The organism is Nocardioides sp. WG-D5 (assembly GCF_054031175.1).
Genome location: NZ_CM132928.1, coordinates 4,188,450 through 4,206,076, shown reverse-complemented (window position 1 = coordinate 4,206,076; position 17,627 = coordinate 4,188,450). Strand labels below are relative to the sequence as shown.

The following is a 17,627-nucleotide window of genomic DNA, read 5'->3' as shown; positions in this document are numbered from 1 at the left end:
GAAGGCATGCGTCTCTTGGCTGTCCCGCCCGGCCCGTCCCGGATCCTCGTCCTCGGCATCTCCGCGGTCGCCACCGTCGTCGCGCTGTCCTCCACCTATGTCCTGACCAGGGCTCAGGACGAGGACCCCGCGCCGCGTACGGAGCGGAACTACGCCAACCTGCCGCCCGACGACTTCGGCGGACCGGTGACCTTGACGCCGGCCCCGTCCTCGTCGGCGTCCCCGTCGGCCTCCTCGACCAGCTCGGTCAGGCCCTCGCCCGGCGCGACCCCGAGGACGCGGTCCTCGGACCCGGCGAACCGGTCCGGTGACCGGCCGACCGGGCAGGAGCCGCGGGAGGGCGAGCCGCTGGGTTCACCACCCCCGGGAGCAGGCTCGCCGGGGCCGCGCGACACCGGCGTACCTCCGAAGAAGAAGCTGCGCACCCACCGCGGCGACCTGATCATCAGGACGCCCGGACAGGTGGTCGACGGCCTCGAGGTGCACGGCCGGATCCAGGTCGAGGCGCCGAACGTGACGATCCGCAACACCTTGGTGATCGTGCCGACCGGCTCCGAGACCGCCGGCATCTCCAACAACAACGACCGCGGCGCCGGGATGCTGGTCAGCAACGTCGAGGTGCGGGCCGAGAACGCCGCCCCGGGCGTCAACGGAGTGGTCGGCCACGACTTCACCCTGCAGAACTCGGAGGTCCACCACGTCACCGACCAGGTCCACATCACCGGCAGCAACGTGACCGTGCGCGACAACTGGTTCCACGACAACTACCATTTCGAGAGCGACCCCTACCAGGACGGCGGCGCCTCCCACGACGACTCGATCCAGATCATCGGCGGCAGCAACATCACGATCGCGGACAACCGCTTCACCGGCGCCTACAACGCCGGTGTGCAGATCACCCAGAGCATCGGCGACGTCAGCGACGTCACGATCCGCGACAACCTGCTCGGCGGGGGCGGCTGCACCGTCAACGTCGCCGAGAAGAGCCGGGGCCCGATCCGCGGCGTCGAGATCCGCGACAACCGGTTCCTCAGCGACCAGCGTATCGACGGCTGCGCGATCATCCACCCGTCGTCGACGAAGATCAGCCACTCCGGGAACGTCTGGGACGACACCGGCCGCCCGGTGACGCTCACCCGCGGCTGAATCGCCCGCCGAGCGCACCGCGCACCGTCACCACCAGCGACATCACGTCGCGGCGGATCGGCGGGACGACCAGCAGGAGCGCGTACGCCGCGGCCCCGGCCACCACGCAGACCGGCACCGTGATCCCGGGGTGCTGCCCGTGGAGGGCCTGGGCGGTGGCGTACGCAGCGGCGGCGACCGCGCCGGCGACGAGCAGGATGCGGGCCGCGCCGAGGTAGAGCGGACCGACGCGGAGCCGGGTGCGGCGGGAGATCCACCACAGCGACAGCGGCCACTCCAGCAGGTGGGCGGTCGCGTAGCCGACGGCGACACCGGTGACGCCGTAGCGCACGCCGACGAGCACGCAGACGACCTTCAGCACCGAGGCGACCAGGGTGTAGTGGCGCAGCTCGGTGGTCAGCCCGTGGGCGAGGTAGACCCAGTAGCCGACGTAGGCCAGCGTCTGGAACAGGCCGGCGCAGGCGAGCAGGGCGAAGATGCCGGCGACGTCCCAGCCCGGACCGAGGAAGAGGGCGCAGACGGGTACCGCGGCCCCGGCGACCAGGCCGAGGCCCGCGCCGAGGCTGTAGCCGAGCGCGATCTGGCCGCGCTGCACGAACCGCTGGGTCAGCGCCGGGTTGTCGCGGATCCGGCTCAGCACGGGCAGCGCGACGGTGGTGGTGGGGCCGCGCAGCTGGCCCAACGGGTTCATCAGCAGCTGCCAGGCGCGGTTGTAGGTGCCGAGCTGATGGGCGCCCAGGCGGGTGCCGATGAGCACGGAGTCGATGTTGCTGGCGGCGTAGTTGATCAGCTGGGTCCCCGCCAGCGACCAGCCGAAACGCAGGAACTCGCCCATCTCCACCCCGCGTCGCGGGCGGCCGGGGAGCCAGCCGGCGAAGAGCCCGACGGCAACCAGGGTGACAGCGCCCTGGAGCAGCTGCTGGACGACGAGGGCCCAGTAGCCGGCGCCGTTGGCTGCTGCGTACGCCGCGACCCCGAGGGCCAGCAGCGGCGCCAGCGTGGAGGCCGCGGCGAGCCTGGCGAACTGCATCCGGCGGGTGAGGTCGGCGCGATACTGGGCACCCATGCCGTTGAGGACGAACATCCCTGCCAGGGCGGCGGTCAGGGTCGTCAGGGCCGGTTCGTCGTAGAGGGCGGCGATGAGCGGGGCGGCCGCGACGGCGAGGATCGCGAAGCCGAGGCCGAGGGCGGTGTTGAGCCACCACAGGTTGGTCTGCTGCTCGCGGCTCAGCTCCTCGGCCTGGACCGCGGCGGTCGAGAGCCCGAGGTCGCGGAAGATCTCGGCGACGGCGATGACCGCCAGCACCATCGCGACCAGGCCGTAGTCGCGTGGGCTGAGCAGCCGGGAGAGCACCGCGACGGAGGCGACCTGGACCAGGATGCGTACGCCCTGGCCGCCGAGCACCACCATCCCGCCCCGGGCCGCGCTCCTACCCAGACTCAACCGAGCACCTCGGCGGCGATCTCGTCTCGGTAGCGCTCGGCGCCGAAGCGTTCCTCGGCGTCTTTGCGTCCGGCGGACGCCAATTCGGCGGCCTTGGCGGGGTCGGCGGCGAGGCGCCGGATCGCTTCGGCCAGATCGTGCACGTCACCAGGGGTCGCCAGGAGGCCCGTCTCGCCGTCGGTCACGATCTCGGCCAGCCCCTGCACCCGGCTCGCGACCAGCGGCCGCTCGGCGAGCAGCGCCTCGACGGCGACGTTGCCGAAGGGCTCGACCCGGGAGGGCACCAGCACCACGTCGGCCTGCTCGAGCTCGCGGGCGGGCTCGTCGACGTAGCCGAGGAACTCGACGGCGCCGGCGAGATCGCTGTCGGAGGCACGGACGCGGAGCTCCTGCTCGAACCACTCGTAGCCAGCGAAGACCGACCCGCACACCCGCAGCCGCGCGTCGATCCCGCCCCGGCGCACCTCGGCGAGCGCTTCGAGGGCCACGTCGGTCCCCTTGCGCGGCGAGAGCCGCCCGACCAGCACCAGCCGCAGCGGCCCGTCCGGGGTCCGGGTGCGCACCGCCGTGACAGACTCCGGGCCGGGCACCCCGTTGTAGACGACCGTCGTACGCCGCGCCAGCACCTTCACCGTCCGCACGAGGACATCGCGCGATGCCCGCGAGTTGGCCACCACGCGGGTCGCCAGCAGGAGCGGGGCGGTCAGGGCGAGGCGTACGGGCCTCGGCTGGTCGTCCTCGGCCTCGTGCACGTGGCAGACCACGGGGACGCGGGCCGCGCGGGCGACGAGGATCCACCACGGGATGGTCACGGTGTTGACCAGCAGGCGGCTCGGCCGGACCCGCCGCCACAGCCGCGCCGCACGCACCCAGAAGACCGTCAGCGCCGCGGCCAGCCGGACCAGACCGGTCGGGCTGAGGTAGGCCTTGCGCAGCACCGGGAACGTCATCACCTCGACGCTCGCGCCGGCGGTCTCGAGCAGCGGGATGAGGGGTCCGTGCTCGGGCACGACCACGGTGACCCGCTGCCCCGCCTGGTGCAGCCCACGCACCGTCTCGACCAGCTGAAGATCGGAGCCGTAGACGTCCGGTGACGGGTGGGCGACCAACAAACGCATGATGAGTAAAGGTAGGCCACCCGAACGGCCCGGGCCGAAGGTCCTGGCAAAGTCCTACCCAGATCTGGGGAGCCAACGGCCTCGGTGACCTGGGAGGACCGAGGGTCCTCTAGGGTCCCGATGTCCCTCCCCCACGTATCAGCAAAGCAGGATCGAGCATGGCCGCGACCGGCGCCGAACGCGCCCCCGGCGGGTTCCGTACGCACCTGCAGGCGCTGGGGCAGGCGCAGAAGCCCTCGCTCAACACCGCGGCCTACTCGCGGCTCGTCAACCGGCCCGCCGGCCGGGTCGTCGCCGCGGCCGCGCACACGTTCGGCGCGACACCCAACCAGGTGACGGCGCTGAGCGCGACGCTCTCGGCCGCCGGCCTGGCGGTGCTCGCGCTGGTCGAGCCGCGTTGGTGGACCGGGATCGTGGTCGCGCTGCTGCTCGCCGCGGGCTACGTGCTCGACTCCTCCGACGGCCAGCTCGCCCGGCTGCGTGGTGGCGGGTCGCGCTCGGGCGAGTGGCTCGACCACACCATCGACTGCTTCAAGACGGCCGGCCTGCATCTGGCGGTGCTCGTCTCCTGCTACCGCTTCGGTCCGGACTCCGACGGGTGGCTGCTGGTGCCGCTCGGGTTCGAGGTGGTTGCGGTGGTGACGTACTTCGGGCTGATCCTGATGCCCACGCTGCGTCCGGTTTCGTCCGGGTCGCCGTCGACGGCCCGTGAGAAACCGCTGCGCAAGTGGGCGCTGCTGCCGATGGACTACGGCGCGCAGTGCTGGATGTTCGTGCTGCTCGGGTTCGGGATGCTCTTCTGGTGGACCTACGCGCTGATCTTCGCCTGCAACGCGGCCGCGCTGGCCGTCGCGCTGCGCAAGTGGTGGCGTGAGCTGCGGGCGCTGGACGGCCCCTCGCAGGTGTCGCGATGAGCGACCTCGCCCGGGTTGCCGTGGTCGTGGTCAGCTACGGCGACCCGGCGCTGCTCGAACGGCACACGACCCGGGTCGCCGCTGCGCTCCGGCCCGCCCGGATCGTCGTGGTCGACAACCACTCGACCGACGCCCACCGCGCGGCGGTCCGGACCCTCTGCGAGCGCGAGGGCTGGACCGGCGTCTTCCCCGGCACCAACACCGGCTTCGGTGCCGGCTGCAACCTGGGCGCCGCGGCCGCGCTGGCCGCGGGCGCCGAGGTGCTGCTCTTCCTCAACCCGGACGCCGGGATCGATGCCGAGTCGGCGGTACGCCTCGTGGCCGCCGTCGAGGCAGAGCCGCTCCTGCTCGCCGGCCCGACCGTGCTCGGCCCGGACGGGTCGGTCGCCTCTGCGGGACTCGATCTCGACCTCGACACCGGGACGATGCGCCCCTGGCGACGTCGCGCCGAGCATCCGGGGGCGGACACACTGCCCTGGGTCACCGGAGCCTGCTTCGCGGTCACGCGAGAGCTGTGGGAGCGGCTGGCCGGCTTCGACGAGCGCTACTTCCTCTACTGGGAGGACGTCGACCTGTGCGCCCGCGTCCGGGCGTTCGGCGGCCGGGTCGCGGTCGTCGACGGTGCCACCGCGATCCACTCCGGCGGCGGCACCCAGCGCGCCGAGGGCTCCCGCGCCAAGTCGGCGGCCTACTACTACTTCAACATCCGCAACCGCGCCCTCTTCGCGCGGACCTGGCTCAGCCAGGAGCAGGAGCGGGCCTGGCGTCGCGGGGCGGTCGGGGCTGCGTACGAGATCCTGATGCGGGGTGGACGTCGTCAGCTCCTGCACCCGGTACGCCCCGTCTCCGCCGTCCTCCAGGGACTGCGCGACGGCCGCCGCGACCGGCCGGTCCGGGTCATGGAATCGGTCCGCGAGCTGCGCGCGACGACCAATCCCTACATCGTCCAGCTCGTCGAGACCCTCGGGCAGCGCGACGACACCGAGGTGGTGCTGTTCGGCTTCGGGCGGGCCATCGCAGGCCGCTACGACATCTTCCACGTGCACTGGCCCGAGCTGCTGATCACATCGGCGGGTACACCTCTCCGCCGCCTGGCCCGCCGCCTGCTCACCACCGCGTTCGTCGCCCGGCTGTGGCTGACCAGGACCCCGGTCGTACGCACCTGGCACAACCTCGCCCGCCCCGACGGCCTCTCCCGCTGGGACCACCGGCTCCTGGACGCCCTCGAGCGCCGCACCCGGCACGTCATCCGGCTCACCGACCAGACCGCTCCCCCGCTCGAGGTGCCGACCTCGACGATCGTCCACGCCCACTACCGCGACTGGTTCGAACGGATCGAGCCCGCCGCCGAGGTCACCCCGAACCCGCGGCGTGCCCTCTACTTCGGCCTGATCAAGCCCTACAAGGGCGTCGAGCAGCTTCTGGAGGCGGTCGCCGACAGCCCCGAGGCAGACCTGGACGTACGCCTCGTCGGCTCCCCCGCCGACCCCACCCTCGCCGACCGGGTCCGCGCCGCGGTATCGGCCGACCCACGGATCAGCGCCGAGCTGAGCTACGCCGACGACGCCACCCTGGCCGCCGAGATCGCCGCCGCGGCCCTGGTCGTGCTGCCCTACAAGGCGATGCACAACTCCGGCGCCCTCCTGCTGGCCCTCTCCCTCGACACCCCCGTCCTCGCCCCCGACAACGAGGTCAACCGCCGCCTCGCCGAAGAGGTCGGCGAAGGCTGGCTCCACCTCTTCGAGGGCACCCTCACCATCGAGGACCTGGAGCGCGCGTTGAAGGCGGTCGCGGCCGGTCCGCCCCCTGGCCGCCCCGACCTGTCGGCACGGGAATGGCCGGAGTCCGCCGCCCTCCACGCCGCAGCCTTCCGAGCCGCCCTGCTCCCCTGAGCCGGGCACGCCGACCCGGCGCATCTGTCCCACCACCCACCGCCGACTCGGCGCATCTGTCCCACCACCCACCACCGAGTCGGCGCATCTGTCCCGCTGCCCAACGCCGACCCGGCGCATCTGTCCCAAGCTCCAGCACCGACTCGGCGCGTCTGTCCCGCAGCAGAACGGCGCCAGGGCGGGCGATGCCGCGCCTGCACCTACAGCACAGAACCGGGCCGGATGCGTGAGACAGTCACGCCGACTGGGGCGTTCCGTCCGAGACATTTGCGCCGACTCGAGCGCTCGACGTGAGACAGTCACGCCGACTCGGGCGCTCCATCCGAGACAGTCGCGCCGACTCGAGCGCCCCATCCGAGACACTCACGCCGACTCGAGCGTTCGACGCGGGACATTTGCGCCGAGTCGGCGGGGGTGTGCGGTTCTTTACTAACCTGAAGAACGTGCCTCCTCCCCCAGACCACTCACCGAAACGCCCACCGGTCTGGATCTCGGTGGCCTCGTTCGTGAGCAGCTTCGACCGGTTCGTGGTGAGCCCGATCCTGGTCCTGGTCGCGGCGACGTTCGGGGTCTCGGTGGGGCAGGCGGTGGCGATCGCGAGCGGGTACTACCTGGCGTACGGGCTGTCCCAGCCGTTGTGGGGAGCACTCTCGGACAGGTTCGGCAGGGTCCGGCTGATGCAGGGGGCGCTCGTCGGGGCGGGGATCGCGGGGCTGGTGTCGGCGGCGGCGCCGAACCTGATCACGCTGGTCGTGGTGCGGGTGGTCGCGGGGGCCTTCTTCGGGGCGATCGTGCCGACGTCGCTGACGTACGTCGGCGACACCGTCTCCGCCACCCACCGGCAGCGGGCACTCTCGGACCTGATGGCCGCGATGGCGGTCGGGACCGCGCTGGCCGCGGCCGCGGCGGGGATCACCGGTCAGCTGGCGGGATGGCGGGTCGTGTTCGCGGTGCCGGCAGTCGTGGCCCTGGTCAGCGCCTGGGGCCTGAGGAGGCTCGCCGAACCACCGCGAGCCACGAACGGCGGGGTCGGAGCCGCCTTCCGGGCCGCGCTGAGCAACCGCTGGGTGATGGTGGTCGGGCTGCTGGTCTTCGTCGAGGGCGGCCTGGTCCTGGGCGTGCTGACCCTCCTCGCCCCCGCCCTGCAGGCGCAAGGCGTCGACGCCGCGCGGGCGGGGCTCGCGGCCGCTGCGTACGGCATCGCGGTCCTGCTCTCCTCGCAGGTCCTCAAGGCGCTCACCCGGCGGCTCCCGCGGTGGGCGCTGATGGGGATCGGCGGCAGCGCCCTGACGGCCGGGTACGCCGTCGCGACCCTGCGCGTCTCGGTGCCCACCATCATCGGCATCGTCATCATGCTCGGGGTCACCTGGGCCTTCCTGCACACCTCGCTGCAGACCTGGGCCACCTCGATCGTCCCGGAGGCGCGCGGCACCGTCGTCGCCTGCTTCGCCGCCTCGCTCTTCATCGGCAGCTCCGTCGCAGCCGTCCTCGCCGGCCCGGCCGCCGACCACAACCGGTGGCACACCCTCTTCACCGTCTGTGCCGCGACCGCCGCCGTCCTCACCGTCGCCTGCGTCCTCGCCTACCGCGCCTACGCGGCCCGCGAGGCCGCACCCAGGGCCACAGACATCACGACCGACGTCTAGGAAAGACCTCAGCGCATGTGGGCGCGGAGGAGCGCCTCGTACTGGTCGGTGATCCGGCTCCAGGTGAACTCGGCCGAGTGCCGGGCCCGAGCCGCCGCGGACAGCGACCCCACCAACTCGGGCTCGGACAGGAGCCGCTCCAGCGCGGTGACGACGCCGTCCTCGTCGGAGAAGTAGAGCGCGGCGCCGTCGGCGACCCAGCGGTTGTAGCGGTTGTCGTGGGCGATCACGGCGTTGCCGCAGCCCAGCGCCTCGACCAGCGACGGGTTGGTGCCGCCGACCTGATGCCCGTGGACGTACGCCACCGAGTGGAAGCGCAGGGCCGAGACGATGTCGGTGTCGTAGATCGCACCGAGGAAGACGACCTCGTCGCTCGCCGCCTCGAGGACGGCGCGCTGGTAGGCGTCCGCCGGATCATAGGAGCCCAGGACGACCAGCTTCCGACCCCACCGACGGCTGGAGAACGCCCGGACGACCTCGAGGATGCTGTTCTCCGGCACCGGCCGGGCGATCAGGGTCAGGTAGGAGCCGGGCTCCAGCCCGTGGTCGAGCACCGGCCACTCGGGCGCGTCGACGACGCTCGGGGCGCCGTAGGCGATCGTGGTGATCTTCTCGACCGGCACCCGGGTCGCCAGGTGACGGGCGATCTCGGGGTGGTCGGCGATCAGGTGGTCACCGAGCCAGCAGGCGGCCCGCTCCTGGGTCCACAGGAAGGCCTTCTCGGGGCCGGACCAGCGGGCCCGCTTCCACTCGATGCCGTCCATGTTGATGATGTTGGGGACGCGGCGGGAGCGGAGCACCGAGTTGAGCGCGCCGGTGTTGTAGCCGAACGTCACGCAGACGCTGCCGTCCTGCGCGGCCTCGCGGGCGGCATGCCGCACCGCACCGACGTCGAACTCGATCGTCCCGCGCGGACCGTCGTGACGGGCCGGCACGTGGACGCGCTCGATGCCCTTCCACGAGTCGATGCGCAGGTCTGCGTGCGGCTCGTCGTCCTGGCAGTAGACGACCACGCGCCAGCCGCGGTCGACCAGGTCGAGTCCGATGTTCTCCACCGCGGTCTCGAAGCCGCCGTGGGCAGCGGGCACACCACGGGTGCCGAGCATCCGTACAGTGGGGGTCACGTGGGGTTGACTCCTAGTTCGCAAGGAGCCGACAGCCCCTATTTTCGATATAAGGAGCCATCCAAGGGGATCCGCGCGGATCGCGGTCCCGAACCCGGGTTCATATACCCGAAATGGGTTACGTCGCCGCAGGTCCTCGGGTCAGCACGAACTCCCGGAGCGCGTCCGGGTCGTCCAGATCGACGTACTCGAACCCCTCGACCGCCGCCGGCGCCTCCCCGATCGCGCACATGGAATCGTAGACCTGCACGTACGCCGCCGACTGCGGCCCCCAGTCGAGCACCTTCGCCGCCCGTTCCCGTGCCCGCAACGCCAGCTCGACGCGAAGCTCGGGGTCGTCCAGGAGCGACTCGACGGCATCGGTGAACGCCGTGACGTCCCCGGACGGGACGAAGAGCGCGGCGTCCTCGGCGGAGACCCGCGTCTCGACCAGGTCGAAGGAGACCGAGGGCAGGGCGTAGGCCATGTACTCCATCGTCTTGTTCATCGTCGAGACGTCGTTGAGCGGCGTCTTCAGGTCGGGGCAGAGGCCGACGGCGGCGGCGCTGAGGTGCTGGGCGATCAGCGCGGAGCCGGCCCGCCCGGTGAAGGTGACGACATCGTCGAGGCCCAGCTCGGTGCAACGGCGCTGGAGGTCCTCGAGGCAGTCACCGAAGCCCATCAGCACGGCATCGACATCGGTGCGGCCGCGCCGGTGGACGAGCTCCGCCATCACCTCCAGCACCGTGTCGACACCGTCCTGAGGACCCATGATCCCGAGGTAGGCCAGGGTGTGGCGACGACCCGTGGGAGCGGGGTCGTGGGGCCGGATCGGGCGCATCACCGAGGTGTCGGGTCCGCTGCGGACCACGGTCACGTCCGCCGGGTCCATCCCGCCGCGGGTGATCGCGACCTTCCGGTAGGACTCGTTGGTCGAGATGACCTGGTCGGCGGTGGCGTACGTCTGCTTCTCGAGCCAGCGCAGCGCAGCCAGCTGGGCACGGCCGGAGAGCGAGGTCGGGGTGCCGAACCTGGAGAGGAAGAGCTCGGGGTTGAGGTCGTGCTGGTCGAAGACGAAGCGGACGCCGCGGCGCTTCCAGATGCGGGCCAGGAGCCAGTAGGTGTCGGGCGGGTTGCACGCCTGCATGATCGTGAACGGTCGGTCGCGCCAGACCTTGTTGGCCAGCAGCGCGGTGCGGATCCAGCAGTAGACGAACTCGAGCAGGTAGCCGAGCACGCCGCGGGCCTGCGGCGCGGCGCGGTACTTGTAGATGCGTACGCCGCCCAGCTGCTGGCGCCCCGGGTCGCCGGGGCCCTTCGGGCAGATCACGCTGACCTCGTAGCCGCGCGCGACCAGCGCCTGGCACTCCAGCCAGACCCGTCGGTCCAGCGGCACGGGGAGGTTCTGAACGATGATCAGCACGTGCGTCTTTGCCACGCCATGTCTCTGCTGGGCTGCGTTGACCATACGAGCAGCGTTGAGGAGTGCGGAGACCCGCTCGCCGGGGACACCCGGCATATCCCCGAATCCGGGGATCGTGATCGGTGACCCGGGTGCCGAGGCGCTCCGCGGCTCCTAGCGTCGCGTGCTGTGAACCCGCTGGCCGAGCGCATCCTCTCCGCACGCACGCGACCTCGTTCGGAGTCCGTGATCGCCGATCGGCGCACCTCGGTCGGCGCGGACGGGCTGTTCGAGGCGGCCGAGGAGCTGCGGCTCGCGCTCGTCACGGCCGCCGGTACGCCGCGGCCGCTGGTCGCCGTCGCGCTGCCCCTCTCGACCGATGCGGTCGTCGCGCTCGTGGCCGCGATCCTCGGCGACCTCTCGGTCTGCTTCGTGGACCCCTCGGCGCCCGAGGAGCACCGCCGGTCCCTCGTCCAGGCGCTCCACCCCGACGTCGTCCTCGACCGGACGGGGATCCGGACGGTCGCCTCGTCGGCGTCGGCGGAACCCCGAGAGGCCGGGTACGTCGCGATGTCCTCCGGCTCCACCGGCGGCGGCCCCAAGGGGGTGGTGTCGGCCTGGGCCGGGATCGATGCCTTCGTCCCCCACGGCGCGGCCGCGCTCGACCTCGACGCCTCCTCGGCGTGGGCCGAGGTCTCGCACCTCTCCTACGACCTGGCGATGACCAACCTGCTGGTCGCCCTGGCCGCCGGCGCCTCCCTGCACCTCTCGTCGTCGCTGGGTGACCGGCTCCGGCCGCTCGGCTTCTGCGCCCGCATCGAGGCGACGCACCTGCGGCTGGCTCCCCGGTTCATCGATCTCGCCGCCGCCGAGCGGATCGACGCCGCCCCGCGGAGCCTGCGGGTGTGGGGCTCGGGCGGCGACCGGCTCTCCGCCGCCGACGCCCGGCGCGTCTTCGACCTCGGGGTGGCGACGGTCGTCAACACGTACGGCACCAGCGAGACGATCGGGTTCGCCAGTGCCGCCCGGTTCGATGCCGGCGACGAGCTGCCGACGGTCCACGGAGCGCTCGGTATCGGGCGCGGGGCGGTCGGGGCGTGGCGTACGTCGTTGTCGGGTGACGGCGACGACGGGACGCCCGCCGAGGGGATGCTCGCCATCGAGTCGCCCCACCTGCCCGGCGGCTATCTCTTCGGCGCCCCGAACGGCGAGTATCCGCGCTGGGACACCGCGGAGCGGGTGCTCACCGGCGATCTCGGCGTGCGCCGCGGCGAGGACCTCTTCTGCCTGGGCCGCGCGGGGCGCCGGGTCAAGCGCAGCGCCAGCTTCGTCGACCTGGACGCCCTCGACGCCGAGGTGAAGCAGGCCTTCGGCCTGGCCGCCTTCACCGCCGCCACCCCCGCCGGCGACCTGGTCAGCCTCGTCGAGGGCCCGGCCACCCAGCTCGACGACCTCCGTCGTGGTCTCCCGACGGTCCTGCGCCCGGACTCGGTGCCGGACGTGCTCGTCCCCGTCGCCCAGCTCCCCCGCCTCGGCAACGGGAAGATCGACCAGGCCGCGGCTCAGGCGCTGGCCGAGGGCGGGATGCTCACCGAGTCACCTCGGTGAGCATCAACCCAGCTGCGCGCCCACATACTCAGCCAGCGACCCGACGGACTCGAACACCTCGGCGTTGATGTCATCCTCGTCCATCTCGAAGCCGAAGCGGTCCTCGAGGACGGTGATCAGCTCGACCAGGGCCAGCGAGTCGAGCTCGGGCAGGGAGCCGAACAGCAGCGTGTCGGCGGTGAGCGTGCCGGCGCTGTGGTCGGGGCCGATCACGTCGGTGATCGCCTCACCGACCCGGTCGAGGGTCGCTTCGGTGGTGTCGATGGTCATGAGCAGGACTCCTTGGGTTCAGGGTTCAGGGGTTCAGACGAGCACTTCGAGCGGCGCCGGGTGGCTCAGGAACGCGGTGGGGCTGGCGGTGAGGCCGTACGCCCCGGCCTGGTGGACCACGACCAGGTCGCCCACCTCGGCCCGCGGCAGGCTCACCTTGTCGCCGAGCAGGTCCAGGGGCGTGCACAGGCAGCCGACGACCTGGACCGTCTCCTCCGCAGCCGCGTCCTCGGCCTCCGCCCTGTCGCGGGCCGCCGCGACGGAGATCGGGTAGTTGCGGCGGATGACCTGCCCGAAGTTGCCGGAGGCGGCGAGCTGGTGGTGCATGCCACCGTCGACGACGAGGAAGGTCTTGCCGCGGGAGATCTTGCGGTCGACGACCCGGGTCACGTAGACCCCCGCCTCGCCGACCAGATAGCGGCCGAGCTCGATCACGACCTGTGCGGACGGCAGCGAGGGACGTACGCGACGGGCGAGCAGCTCCTCGAGCCGCGAGCCGACGAGACCGAGGTCGAGAGGACGGTCCTGGGCGTAGTAGGGGATCCCGAAGCCGCCGCCGATGTTGAGATAGGTCATCGCCGCAGGAAGGTCGTCGGCCAGCCGCAGCACGAGGTCGACGGTGCTCTCCTGGGCCGACGCCAGGATCTCGGCGTGCAGGTTCTGGGAACCGGAGAAGACGTGGAAGCCGGCCACCTCGACGTCGCGGTCGTGCAGCGTCTTGAGCAGCAGCGGCACGGTCTCGGCGTCGACCCCGAACTGCTGGGCGCCGCCGCCCATCCGCATCCCGGAGCCCTTGACCTCGAAGTCCGGGTTGACCCGCACCGCGACCCGCGGCCGAAGACCGAGCCGCTCGGCGGCCTCGACCAGGCGGTCGGCCTCCAGCGGCGACTCGATCTCGACGAGCACGCCGGCCGCGACGGCCTGGGACAGCTCGGCGACCGACTTCCCCGGTCCTGCGAAGCTCACGGAGCCCGGAGCGATCCCGGTGTCGAGCGCCACCCGCATCTCGGCCCCCGAGGCGACATCGAGGGCGTCGACGGTCCGGGCGAGGTGCTGGACCACCGCCGGCATCGGGTTCGCCTTGACCGCATAGCTCAGGTGCACGTCCTCGGGGAGCGCGGACCGCAGCGAGGCGACCCGGGCGTCGATCGCGGCCCGGTCGTAGGCGAAGAACGGTGTCGACCCGACCCGCTCCGCCAGCAGCCGCACCGGTACGCGTCCCACGGCCGGTCTCCCGACGTACGTCATCTCACCACTCCAGACATGTCAGCTCGCTGTACAGGTAGTCGACCCGAGCCGGGTCGAGGGCGTCGCTGCGGAGCATCTTCGGCCGCGACCGCGACAGCCGGTGCGACCCGGCGGGAGCACCTCCGGCGACGCGGTGCTCGATCAGGGTCGCCGCGGCGCCGTGCTGCCGCAGCAGGTGCGTGGCCAGCCGCGGCGCGTGCCGCCGGAGCAGCTCGGGGTTGCTCGCGTAGAGCACCGAGGCGAACGCGCGTACGCCCTTGCGGGTGTCCTTGCGGGCCACCACGTAGCAGTGCTCGGAGCCGGTGCTGAGCACCACGTGCCGGGCCGCCGCCGCGGCACGGTGGTCGGCATAGAGGTCCCGCTCCTCGCCCTGCAGGACCGAGTCCAGCACGTCGGGACGACTGCTCACCCGCACCCCGCGCCCCGGCAGCGCCACCGCCGGGACCAGCGAGGTGGTCGTGTCGAGGTCGGTGAACTTGAGCTTCCGGTTGAGCGCGACGACGTTGCCCGAGGGCGAGAAGTCGGTGAACTCGTAGCCGGGCTGCTTGAGCAGCGTGGTCAGCAGCCGCAGCCCCTGGTGGCGGTGGCTGTCGAGCACGCACCAGGCGCCCAGGTTGCAGATCTGGAGCTTCTCGGCACCGACCGCGCGCTCGGAGTAGTAGGCGAGATAGGCCCCGACCACCCGGTCCCCCTCGGCGAGGAAGAACCCGTGGTTGGGCTGGGGTACGTCCCACGGCACCCGCAGCGCCTGGGTCCACTCCAGCTCCCGCACCCGCGGGTTCAGCTCCTGGTGCAGGAACGTGGAGACGGCCGGAAGGTCCTCGGCCGTGATCGGGGCGAGCACGGCCTTCATGCGCTCGCCACCCACTCCGGGCCACGTGGGGCGCTCATCCGCCGGGGGCTGACCAGGGTGCGGACGGCACGTCGCGAGGTCTGCTTCCCCAGCAGCGCGCGGCTGCACTCGCGGGCCAGCACCATCAGCCAGTACGCCGTCCCCTGGACCCGCCCGCGACGGGCCGTGAAGAGCCGCACCCGGTTGGCGACCAACAGCGCCCACAGCCCGGGCGAAGTGGTGGACTCGCCGCCGAGGTGCACGGCGCGGGCGGCGGGGACGTAGCGCACCCGGAAGCCCCGGTCACGGGCACGCAGGTGGAACTCGGTCTCCTCGGAGTAGAGGAAGTAGGACTCGTCCCAGGTCCCGCACGCCCGCCAGCACTCCGCGCTGATCAGCTGGGTGGAGCCCTCGGCCCAGTCGGTGTCCTGGGCTCGCTCGTACTCGGCCGGCGACGCCACGATCTCGCCCGCCCAGCGCACGCGGCCGGCGCGGTTGGCGCCCACGACGGCATCGGCGAAGGCCCGGACCAGGTTCGGCGCGCCGCGCATCGACTCGATCAGCCGGCCCTCGGCGTCGACCAGGTGCGGAACGGCCACGCCGACGCCGGGGTGTCCGCCGGCGGGCAGTGCGAGCTCGCGCGCCAGCGCCACGCCACAGCCGGGCTCGAGGCGTACGTCCGGGTTGAGCACCAGCACCGCGTCGAGGCCAGGCTCTTCGCCGAAGGCGGCGGCGACACCGGCGTTGATCCCGGCGGCGTAGCCGCCGTTGCGCCCGGTCTCGACGACGGTCGCCTCCGGCGCGAGGCGGCGGGCGACCGCCACGGTGTCGTCGGCCGAGGCGTTGTCGGCGACCACCAGCCGCCACCCGAGACCGGCGAGCCCGCCCGGCAGGGAGGCGACGAGATCGGCCAGCAGGTGAGCGCTGTTGTAGGTCACCACCACGACGGCGATGGTGCGGATCCGGTGCGACACGTCATGAGTCTCGACGGCGCCGACCCCCAACCGAGCGGCCTCCCGAGCGCAGATCCCCCGTATGAGGTAGGCCTTCGCACCGGGCGACCGGACGCGTCCTCCGGATCCTTACCGTGAAGAACATGCCCGTCCACGTGACCAACATCTGCTTCCACGGCATCGGCGAGCCCGAGCGCGAGCTGGAGCCGGGCGAGGACCGCTACTGGATCGGCCAGGACGCCTACGAGGACATCCTCGACGCCGTGGCCGGCCGCCCCGACGTGCGGATCAGCTTCGACGACGGCAACCACTCCGACGTCGCCCTCGGGCTGCCGGGTCTGCTCAACCGCGGCCTGACCGCCACCTTCTTCGTCCTGGCCGGGCGCCTGGGCCTGCCGGGGAGCGTCGACCGCCTCGACATCCGTCTCCTCCGGGTGGCGGGCATGCGGATCGGCACCCACGGCATGGACCACGTCAGCTGGCGCGGCCTCGACGCCGCGGGTGTACGCCGCGAGCTGATCGAGGCCCGCGAGCAGATCACCATGGCGGCCGGTGAGGTGGTCGAGGAGGCGGCGCTCCCGCTGGGCCGCTACGACCGCACCACGCTGCGTCACCTGCGCCGCCTCGGCTACCAGCACGTCTACACCAGCGACCGCGCCCACGCGGTCGCCGGCGCCTGGCTGCAGCCGAGGTTCAGCATCACCGCGAGCGACGACGGTGCCAGCGTACGCAGCCAGATCTTGAACGGGCAGGGCATCGCCCGGCGGATGGAACGCCAGGCGGCGGGTCTCGTCAAGAGGCTGCGCTGAGACGAGGAGCCGACCCGTTGCGAAGTAACCAGTTTGAAGGATGCTCTCGGCCCCGGGGTCGGGCAGGGTCGAGCAGACAGTGCCGAAGAATGATGGCCATCGAGACGCGAACGGGTGCAAACACATGCGAACCAAGCCAGGCCGGCGCCGGCGGATCGCGGTCGTAGCGGGCCTGGCCCTGCTGCTGGCCGCCACGACCTGGTTCCTGTGGCCCAACTCCGCCCAGGTGCGCAAGGTCGGCTCCGACTCGCTGCCGACGGTCCCGCCACCGGCGAGCGCGACCCCCTCCCCCTCACCCTCGGCCAGTCCCAGCCCGACGGCCTCGTCGACCCCACCGACGCCGACCCCCACACTGTCGGCCACCCCCGAGCGTACGAAGCCCACAACCGCCGCCGCACCGCCGGCCAAGGGGTTCCCGACGCGCGAGTCGGCGGGGCTGCCCGGCGGCTGGAAGCCGAAGCGCACGGTGACCGGTGACTTCTGGGTCCGGCACCGCGGCGCGGTCGTGGAGGACCTGCGGATCACCAACGGGGTCATCTACGTCACCGCACCCGGTGTCACCCTGCGCCGTATCGAGGCGATCGCCTCGGTCGTGGTCAACGACTACAACGGCGTGTGCAACGCCGGCCTGCGGATCGAGGACTCCGACTTCGTCCGGAGCAGCGCCCCGACGACCGAGGAGGCCTGGCCGGCGGTCTCGGCCGGCGGCTACACGGTGCGCAACGTCGTGATCGACGGGGTGCCCGAGGGGCTGCGCGCCTCCAACAAGGAGCGCTGCGGGGGCGTCAAGATCCACGACTCCTTCGTCCGGGTCACGTCCCCGGACGTGTGCAGCGACTGGCACGGCGACGGCCTGCAGGGCTACGGCGGCGGCAAGGTCACGGTGCGGCGTACGGTGATGATCCTGGACGTCAAGAACAACTGCCACGGCACCGCCCCGTTCTTCAACCCCGCAGGTCAGGGCAACGACTCGGTCGACATCGACGGCCTGGTCGTGGCCGGGGGTGGCTACCCGTTCCGCAACGGCATGCCGGGGCCGGTCCGCGGCCTCTACGTCGTCGACCAGAGCTGGGTCTACAACCCGCTCGACGTGGACTGCTCGGTGGTCACCGAGTGGAGCGCGGCCGTCGTCACCATGGATTCGGCCGGCCAGCCCGTGCCGATCCGCGACCTACCCTGCGAGTGACCTCCACGCCCTCGAAACCGGCCAGATATACCGAGTTTTGGGGGTGCCTGTTCGGC

15 protein-coding genes are annotated in these 17,627 nt (G+C 72.1%); 7 read left to right on the top strand and 8 right to left on the bottom strand.

What is annotated here, in order from left to right; translation table 11 throughout:
- The first annotated feature begins 6 nt into the window (after positions 1-6).
- A complete protein-coding gene (locus ACWZJV_RS20300) occupies positions 7-1,146 on the top strand; it encodes a right-handed parallel beta-helix repeat-containing protein (RefSeq protein WP_008363615.1) in 1,140 nt (379 codons plus the stop codon).
- Here the strand turns inward: ACWZJV_RS20300 and ACWZJV_RS20295 are convergent.
- Positions 1,133-2,590 carry a lipopolysaccharide biosynthesis protein gene (locus ACWZJV_RS20295; protein ID WP_457178210.1) on the bottom strand — a complete coding sequence of 486 codons (1,458 nt, stop codon included), beginning with the start codon at positions 2,588-2,590 and terminating at the stop codon, positions 1,133-1,135. The two genes, ACWZJV_RS20300 and ACWZJV_RS20295, sit on opposite strands and share 14 nt — an antisense overlap.
- The gene (locus ACWZJV_RS20290; RefSeq protein ID WP_457178208.1) at positions 2,587-3,708 is read right to left on the bottom strand and encodes a glycosyltransferase family 4 protein; all 1,122 of its coding nucleotides are present in this window, start codon (positions 3,706-3,708) and stop codon (positions 2,587-2,589) included. The genes ACWZJV_RS20295 and ACWZJV_RS20290 overlap by 4 nt, the downstream gene beginning before the upstream one ends.
- A gap of 158 nt (positions 3,709-3,866) precedes the next feature.
- Between ACWZJV_RS20290 and ACWZJV_RS20285 the strand changes: the two genes are divergently transcribed.
- The 3 genes from ACWZJV_RS20285 to ACWZJV_RS20275 all read left to right on the top strand — a co-directional run bounded on the left by ACWZJV_RS20285 (position 3,867) and on the right by ACWZJV_RS20275 (position 8,160).
- Positions 3,867-4,622: a CDP-alcohol phosphatidyltransferase family protein gene (locus ACWZJV_RS20285; protein ID WP_457178206.1), complete on the top strand. Its 756-nt coding sequence runs from the start codon at positions 3,867-3,869 to the stop codon at positions 4,620-4,622.
- The gene (locus tag ACWZJV_RS20280) at positions 4,619-6,514 is read left to right on the top strand and encodes a glycosyltransferase (protein WP_457178205.1); all 1,896 of its coding nucleotides are present in this window, start codon (positions 4,619-4,621) and stop codon (positions 6,512-6,514) included. Before ACWZJV_RS20285 ends, ACWZJV_RS20280 begins: the two co-directional genes overlap by 4 nt.
- A 443-nt stretch (positions 6,515-6,957) precedes the next feature.
- Complete coding sequence (locus ACWZJV_RS20275; protein WP_457178203.1) at positions 6,958-8,160, top strand: MFS transporter; 1,203 nt, start codon at positions 6,958-6,960, stop codon at positions 8,158-8,160.
- Between the two features lie 8 nt (positions 8,161-8,168).
- Here the strand turns inward: ACWZJV_RS20275 and ACWZJV_RS20270 are convergent, their stop codons facing one another.
- On the bottom strand, positions 8,169-9,284 hold the full coding sequence (locus ACWZJV_RS20270; protein WP_457178201.1) for a DUF1972 domain-containing protein: 1,116 nt from the start codon (positions 9,282-9,284) through the stop codon (positions 8,169-8,171).
- Positions 9,285-9,402: 118 nt separating this feature from the next.
- Positions 9,403-10,701 (bottom strand): glycosyltransferase family 4 protein, encoded by a 1,299-nt coding sequence (locus ACWZJV_RS20265; RefSeq protein ID WP_307785673.1) that lies wholly within the window; start codon positions 10,699-10,701, stop codon positions 9,403-9,405.
- A gap of 153 nt (positions 10,702-10,854) precedes the next feature.
- Between ACWZJV_RS20265 and ACWZJV_RS20260 the strand changes: the two genes are divergently transcribed.
- On the top strand, positions 10,855-12,273 hold the full coding sequence (locus tag ACWZJV_RS20260) for an AMP-binding protein (protein WP_457178198.1): 1,419 nt from the start codon (positions 10,855-10,857) through the stop codon (positions 12,271-12,273).
- A gap of 3 nt (positions 12,274-12,276) precedes the next feature.
- Here ACWZJV_RS20260 and ACWZJV_RS20255 read toward each other — a convergent pair whose 3' ends face one another.
- From ACWZJV_RS20255 to ACWZJV_RS20240, 4 genes are read right to left on the bottom strand one after another with little or no spacing between them, the layout of a single operon-like run.
- On the bottom strand, positions 12,277-12,543 hold the full coding sequence (locus ACWZJV_RS20255; protein WP_008363602.1) for an acyl carrier protein: 267 nt from the start codon (positions 12,541-12,543) through the stop codon (positions 12,277-12,279).
- A gap of 33 nt (positions 12,544-12,576) precedes the next feature.
- Positions 12,577-13,767 carry a pyridoxal-dependent decarboxylase, exosortase A system-associated gene (locus ACWZJV_RS20250; RefSeq protein WP_457178196.1) on the bottom strand — a complete coding sequence of 397 codons (1,191 nt, stop codon included), beginning with the start codon at positions 13,765-13,767 and terminating at the stop codon, positions 12,577-12,579.
- 25 nt (positions 13,768-13,792) lie between these two features.
- Positions 13,793-14,644 carry a GNAT family N-acetyltransferase gene (locus tag ACWZJV_RS20245; RefSeq protein ID WP_008363600.1) on the bottom strand — a complete coding sequence of 284 codons (852 nt, stop codon included), beginning with the start codon at positions 14,642-14,644 and terminating at the stop codon, positions 13,793-13,795.
- Positions 14,641-15,597, bottom strand: coding sequence for a glycosyltransferase family 2 protein (locus ACWZJV_RS20240; protein ID WP_457178194.1), 957 nt, complete (start codon positions 15,595-15,597; stop codon positions 14,641-14,643). Before ACWZJV_RS20240 ends, ACWZJV_RS20245 begins: the two co-directional genes overlap by 4 nt.
- 122 nt (positions 15,598-15,719) lie before the next feature.
- Here ACWZJV_RS20240 and ACWZJV_RS20235 point away from each other — a divergent pair, with 122 nt between their 5' ends.
- Both ACWZJV_RS20235 and ACWZJV_RS20230 read left to right on the top strand, forming a co-directional pair.
- Entirely contained in the window at positions 15,720-16,385 is a 666-nt protein-coding gene (locus ACWZJV_RS20235; RefSeq protein WP_040757308.1) for a polysaccharide deacetylase family protein, read from the top strand.
- Positions 16,386-16,509: 124 nt separating this feature from the next.
- The gene (locus ACWZJV_RS20230; RefSeq protein WP_457178192.1) at positions 16,510-17,571 is read left to right on the top strand and encodes a hypothetical protein; all 1,062 of its coding nucleotides are present in this window, start codon (positions 16,510-16,512) and stop codon (positions 17,569-17,571) included.
- Positions 17,572-17,627: the final 56 nt, after the last annotated feature.